The following is a 5,967-nucleotide window of genomic DNA, read 5'->3' on the forward strand; positions in this document are numbered from 1 at the left end:
TCGGCGGATTCTGCAGCCATCGATCCCACCGGCAAATGGACGTCTCCTGAAGCCGGAGATCCGTTCCTCGAGTTCTCCGAGGACGGACAGGTGACGGGTTCCGACGGTTGCAATCGCATCCAGACAACGTGGGAAGTCGACGGGGACAAAATCCTCATCACTCCGTTCACCACAACACAGAAGGCATGTGCCGGGGTCGACATGTGGCTGTCCGAGGCATCATCGGCAACAATCGAAGGCAATGTCATGAAGGTTGCTGATTCCAGCGGGAAAGTCGTCGGTGGATTGGAGAAGGAAGCCAAATGACCAACTCAGTCAACGGCAGATGGGCCAGCTCCAAGCCGGGGTCCGCAGCATTCCTGAAGATCACGGCCGACGGGTCCCTGACCGGCAGCGACGGAGCCAACCGCATCTCCACCACGTGGTCCAACGATGCTTCAGGGGCGATCGTCGAACCGTTCCTCACCACCCAACGCGCTACTCAGGGCATGGAGAGGTGGGTCGGACGCACACGCCGGGTCGAAGCCGACGGTGACCGGCTCACCGTCTTCGACCAAGCCGGCAACCACCTCGGCGTGCTCAACCGCGCCGACGAAGCTGACGAACCCGACGAAGGACGATAGATGGCGGGCGGTCTCTTCGCACTCCTCGACGATGTGGCAGCTCTCGTCAAGCTCTCTGCGGCAAGCCTCGATGATGTCGCCGCGGGCGCATCTCGGACAGGAGTCAAAGCTGCGGGGGTCGTCGTCGACGATGCTGCGGTCACCCCGAAGTTCGTCGCGGGAGTCGACCCGAAGCGGGAACTGCCGATCATCAAACGCATCGCGTTCGGTTCGCTGTTCAACAAGATCGTCATCATCGTGCCGATCATTCTGCTGCTCAGCGAATTCCTTCCATGGCTGCTGACTCCCCTGCTCATGGTCGGCGGCACCTATCTGTGCTTCGAGGGCGCGGAGAAGATCTTCGAGAAGCTCGGGTGGATCGAACACCACGAAGAGCCGAAGAAGGAATCCAAGCACGGTAAGAAGGATGAGGGCAAGGACGAGAAGAAGATCGTCCGCTCAGCCATCACCACAGATTTCGTGCTCAGCTGCGAGATCATGGTGATCTCACTCAACGAGGTCGCCAATGAGGCTCTGCTCCCCCGAGCCATCATCCTCGTCATCGTGGCCCTGGCGATCACGATCGGTGTCTATGGAACCGTCGCCCTCATCGTCAAGATGGACGACATCGGCCTGCACATGGCTCAGAAGGAGAAGCCGGGCACGCAGAAGTTCGGACGATTCCTCGTCAAGGCGATGCCCAAACTGCTGGGCGGGCTGACGGTTGTCGGCACCTTCGCCATGCTGTGGGTCGGTGGACACATCATCCTCGTCGGCACAGATGAACTCGGCCTCCACATCCTCTACGACTTCGTCCATCACCTGGAAGAACCAGTCGCCGCGGTCGCAGGCGTAGGTGGTTTCCTCGGTTGGCTGGTCAACACATTCTTCTCGCTCATCCTCGGCGCCATCTGGGGAAGCATCGTGGCAGGAATCGCCATCGGCATCACTGCCCTGATGAAGTCGGGGAAAGACGACGAAGGCCAGGCAGAAGAACGGAACAGCGACACCACCGGTCAGAAGGCGCCCGCAGACACGACTGCTGCAGGCGCGGGCGCAGACCACGAGCCCGCTGAAAGCAAGGACTCCTCAGAGAGCTGAGCAATATCGGTCTGCTTCGTGGCGGACGTTCGGGTCAGCGATCTGCGAAGGTCTTCTTCGGCTTGCCGGGAACGATCATGGGTGCTCCTGTGACGGGGTCGTCGATGACAGAGCAGTCGATGCCGAAGACCTGCTGGACAAGCTCGGTCGTGATGATCTCGGCCGGTGCCCCCTGGGCGACGATTCCACCGTTCTTCATCGCGATGATCTCATCGGCGTATCGGCAGGCCTGGTTGAGGTCATGGAGGACGGCGACAAGCGTGTGGCCGTGTTCGTGGTTCAACTGTGCGAACAGGTCGAGGAGTTCGATCTGGAAGGCGAGGTCGAGGAACGTCGTGGGCTCATCGAGCAGCATCAGCGGCGTCTCCTGTGCCAGGACCATGGCCACCCACACCCGCTGCCGTTGACCGCCGGAGAGCTCATCGACCTGCCGGGCGGAGAGCTCCTCGGTGTTGGTCGCACGCAGTGCCGAGAGCACGGCGGTTTCGTCCTGGTCTGTCCACTGCTTGAGGAACGACTGGTGCGGGTGTCGTCCGCGCGCCACGAGCTCCCCCACCGTGATGCCGTCGGGGGCGATCGACGTCTGCGGCAGCAGACCCAACCGCTTGGCGATCTGCTTCGTCTTCAACTTCGCAATATTGCCTCCGTCGAGGAGCACCGAGCCCTTCGCGGGAGTCATCAGTCGAGCCAGGGCACGCAGCAGAGTCGACTTTCCGCAGGCGTTGGGGCCGACGATGACGGTGAACTTGCCCGGCGCGATCTCGACGTCGAGGTCGGTGATGACCTGCCGGTGGTCGTAGGCCAGATCGAGATCGTGGGCGGCGAGTTGTGACGTGCCCGCAGCAGTGGCCGTGCCGAAGTTCGTGACTGGTGGAATGCTCATTGTGCCTTCCGAGCTTCTTGGATGAGGAGCCAGATCAGGTAGATGCCGCCGATGCACACGGTGACGACTCCGACGGGAAGTTGAGTATCGCCCAAGGCGTGTTGGGCGATGAGATCGGCGGCGACGAGCAGCAGGGCTCCGACTGCCGCAGCAGAGAGCAGACTGGTGCCCTGAGCCTTCGCGATCCTGCGCCCGATCTGCGGGGCGGCCAGTGCGACGAAGGCGATCGGTCCGGCAGCAGCCGTGACCACGGCAACGAGGGCCACGGCAACGAGGATGAGGCCGGCTCGCACGGGTTCATTGCGCACACCTAATGCTTTGGCGGTGTCATCCCCGAGTTCCAGGATTCCCAGGCCGCGAGAGAAGAGTCCACAGCCCACCCCCAATAGGACCGTGCCGATGGCCGCCGGTAACAGGGTCGACCAGCCCATTCCGTTCAGTGTTCCGGCCCCCCATGTCGCTGCGGCCATGGCGAGGTCGAGATCAGCGCGCATGATCAGCCAGGTGTTGAAGGCATTGAGCATCGCGGTCAGGGCGATGCCGACGATGATGAGCCGGAAGCCCTGAACTCCGCCCTTCCATGTCAGCAGGTAGACCACGATGGCCGTCAGGAGGCCGCCGATGATCGCACCGAACGCGGTGGAGATGAAGCTGGAGCCGAAGACGATGATGGTGACGATGCCGCCGGTGTAGGCACCCGTGGAGAAGCCGATGATGTCGGGGCTGCCCAAGGGGTTGCGGGTCAGAGACTGGAAGACCGCGCCGGACACGCCCAGACCGGCGCCGAGGACGATTCCGGCGATGATGCGCGGTGCCCGCCATTCGCCGACGACGGTGTTGACGATGCGTTTGTCGGCCTGGCCGAACAGTCCTTGGAAAACTTCAGCGGGAGTCAGTGAGAACTCTCCGAGTAGCAGCCCCACGAACCCGCAGCTCAGTGCCAGAAGTGTGACGATGCCGGCTGTGAGAACGACTCGCAGATCGATGCGCACGCCCAATGCCCGCAGCATGGGACGACCGAAGTTGACCCGCTCCCCCGGCAGGACACGCTGGCCGGGAACGAACTCGGTGGTGTCACCGATCGGTGAGTTCGAGGATTTCACAGTCCGCTCGCCTTCTTTCTGCGCACGAGGGCGATGAGCACCGGTGCACCGACGAAGGCAGTGACGACACCGACCTGCAATTCGCCCGGCTTCATCACCACACGTCCGAGCACATCGGAGACCAGCAGCAGTATGGGCGAGAGGATGACGGAGTAGCTTAGGATCCATCTCTGATCGGGGCCGACGATCCAGCGGGCGATATGGGGAATCATCAGTCCGATGAACCCGATCGGCCCGGCGGCGGCGGTGGCGCCGCCGGCCAGGAGGGTGACCGCGAGGATGGTGAGGATGCGGGTGCGGTTCACCGAGGTGCCGAGGCTGGCGGCCAGATCGTCGCCGAGGGCGACCGCGTTGAGCGAGTGCGCCAAGAACAATGCGAGAACGATGCCGACGACGATGAATGGGGCGACTGCGTAGACGGTGTCGAATCCGCGACCGGCGATGGCTCCGACGTCCCAGGCGCGGAAGGCATCGAATGCTCTTTCGTTCGTGAGGAGGATTCCCTTGGTCAGTCCGGTCAGCACCGCGGCGACCGCGACTCCGGCCAAGGTCAGGCGGATCGGATCGACGCTGTGATTCCGCCCGGAGGAACCGATGATGTACACGCCTGTCGTGGCCACGAGGGCACCGAGGAAGGCGAACCAGATATAGCCGTTGATCGAGGTGATCCCGAAGAATCCGATGCCGATGGCCACTGCGAAGGAGGCTCCGGCGTTGACACCGAGGATGCCCGGATCGGCCAGGGGGTTGCGGGTCAGCGCCTGGATGAGGCCGCCTGCCAGCCCCAGGCCCATCCCGACGAGGATACCGAGTACAGTCCGGGGCAGGCGCAGCTCCAACACGACCAGCTGATCGTCGCTGCCACTGGGGTCGAAGAACGCCCCGAGAACCTCCGAGACCGGCATATCCCGGGTGCCGATGGCCAGTGACATCAGCACGACGAGCACCAATGCAAGGACTGCGACGACGAGGCCGACCGCTCGTTTGATCTTGAGAGTTCGTGTCGTCTTCTGACCGTTCACCGCAGACGGATTCGCCGAGGCTGTGGTGGCGAGACCGGTCATCGGAGGGTTCCTTAGCATCGACTAATTAAGGGCAGGCTAACCACAATCTAGTCGAAAACCTCGGCTCATCCAAACGATTTCCCGATCATCGCCCTGTGATCTTGCCGATCCTCTCGGAGGTCTGACGCTGGATCCTCGACAGCATTCCGCTCATCCCCCGCAACCGCAGCGGGCTGACGATCTCGGTCATCGACAGACGCAGGGGCAGGTCAGCAGGGATGGACAGAACCACCTCGGCGCTCTGGCCGTTCAGCCCTTCATGGAGGATTCCGGCGAATCCACGAGTTGTCGGCGCCTCGGGAGGGGCGGAGAAGTGCAGCCTGACAATCGCCTCATCCCCCTGCTCGGGATTCTCGACCTCGGTGACAAGGAAGATCGGTGACTGGCATTCGGGCACCTGTTCGAGCAGCTCCGGGTGATCGCTGTAGCGCGGTGGCAGCTCGGGCAGGTCCGAGGCAAGTTCGAGCAGCAGCTGCAGTCGGTCGCTGGAATCCGTCTCGGCGAAGTCAGTGACGATGTCGGCCAGACTCTGCGGCAGATCCGAAGTGTCAGGGGTGTCTGTGTGGGCAGTCATCAGCGGCTGGGCACCTCGCCGGCCTCGGTTCCCTTCGTGATGGGAACGCCGACGACATTGCCCCACTCGGTCCAGGAACCGTCGTAGTTGCGGACGTTGTCGTAGCCGAGCAGGTGCTGGAGGACGAACCAGGTGTGGCTGGAGCGTTCGCCGATGCGGCAGTAGGCGATGACCTCGTCGGAGGTGCCGAGTCCGGCCTCATCGGTATAGATGGCCTTGAGTTCGTCTGCCGACTTGAAGGTGCCGTCCTCATTCGCGGCCTTCGCCCATGGCACCGAAGCCGCGCTGGGGATATGGCCGCCGCGCAGAGCGCCCTCTTCGGGATAGGCGGGCATGTGGGTGCGTTCTCCGGAATACTCTTCGGGGCTGCGCACATCGATGAGCGGACGTTGGCCCAGGCTGTCTCTGACCTCAGGCAGGAACGCGCGCAGGGTCGTGTCATCGCGGTCGATGATCGGATACTCGGTCGGCTCCGGGCGGGGCTTCTCGGTGGTCAGTTCGCGGTCCTCGGCCTGCCATTTGGCGCGGCCACCGTCCATGAGGCGAACGTCTTCGTGGCCGAACAGTGAGAAGACCCACAGGGCGTAGGCGGCCCACCAGTTGGATTTGTCGCCGTAGAAGACGATCGTGTCGTCGCGTG

At 63.1% G+C, this 5,967-nt stretch carries 8 protein-coding genes; 3 read left to right on the forward strand and 5 right to left on the reverse strand.

Annotated features, from left to right (window positions below):
- The 3 genes from L0G76_RS13355 to L0G76_RS13365 all read left to right on the forward strand — a co-directional run.
- Nucleotides 1-306 (forward strand): META domain-containing protein (locus L0G76_RS13355; RefSeq protein WP_304357665.1); only part of this gene is annotated, 306 nt, incomplete at its 5' end.
- Nucleotides 303-623, forward strand: a complete 321-nt coding sequence (locus tag L0G76_RS13360; RefSeq protein ID WP_304357666.1) for an META domain-containing protein — start codon at nt 303-305, stop codon at nt 621-623. The genes L0G76_RS13355 and L0G76_RS13360, both read left to right, overlap by 4 nt.
- Nucleotides 624-1,703: a DUF808 domain-containing protein gene (locus tag L0G76_RS13365; RefSeq protein WP_304357667.1), complete on the forward strand. Its 1,080-nt coding sequence runs from the start codon at nt 624-626 to the stop codon at nt 1,701-1,703. It begins immediately after the preceding gene.
- 34 nt (nt 1,704-1,737) lie between these two features.
- Here the strand turns inward: L0G76_RS13365 and L0G76_RS13370 are convergent, their stop codons facing one another.
- The 5 genes from L0G76_RS13370 to L0G76_RS13390 all read right to left on the reverse strand — a co-directional run.
- Nucleotides 1,738-2,586, reverse strand: coding sequence for an ABC transporter ATP-binding protein (locus L0G76_RS13370; protein ID WP_304357668.1), 849 nt, complete (start codon nt 2,584-2,586; stop codon nt 1,738-1,740).
- The gene (locus L0G76_RS13375; protein ID WP_304357669.1) at nt 2,583-3,689 is read right to left on the reverse strand and encodes a FecCD family ABC transporter permease; all 1,107 of its coding nucleotides are present in this window, start codon (nt 3,687-3,689) and stop codon (nt 2,583-2,585) included. Before L0G76_RS13375 ends, L0G76_RS13370 begins: the two co-directional genes overlap by 4 nt.
- Nucleotides 3,686-4,753: an iron chelate uptake ABC transporter family permease subunit gene (locus L0G76_RS13380; protein WP_304357670.1), complete on the reverse strand. Its 1,068-nt coding sequence runs from the start codon at nt 4,751-4,753 to the stop codon at nt 3,686-3,688. Before L0G76_RS13380 ends, L0G76_RS13375 begins: the two co-directional genes overlap by 4 nt.
- Before the next feature lie 85 nt (nt 4,754-4,838).
- On the reverse strand, nt 4,839-5,327 hold the full coding sequence (locus tag L0G76_RS13385) for a SufE family protein (RefSeq protein WP_304357671.1): 489 nt from the start codon (nt 5,325-5,327) through the stop codon (nt 4,839-4,841).
- Nucleotides 5,327-5,967, reverse strand: a 641-nt coding sequence (locus L0G76_RS13390; RefSeq protein WP_304357672.1) for a sulfurtransferase, incomplete at its 5' end; no start/stop codon positions are given. The genes L0G76_RS13385 and L0G76_RS13390, both read right to left, overlap by 1 nt.

The organism is Brevibacterium picturae, from assembly GCF_030453725.1.
Lineage (GTDB): Bacteria > Actinomycetota > Actinomycetes > Actinomycetales > Brevibacteriaceae > Brevibacterium > Brevibacterium sandarakinum_A.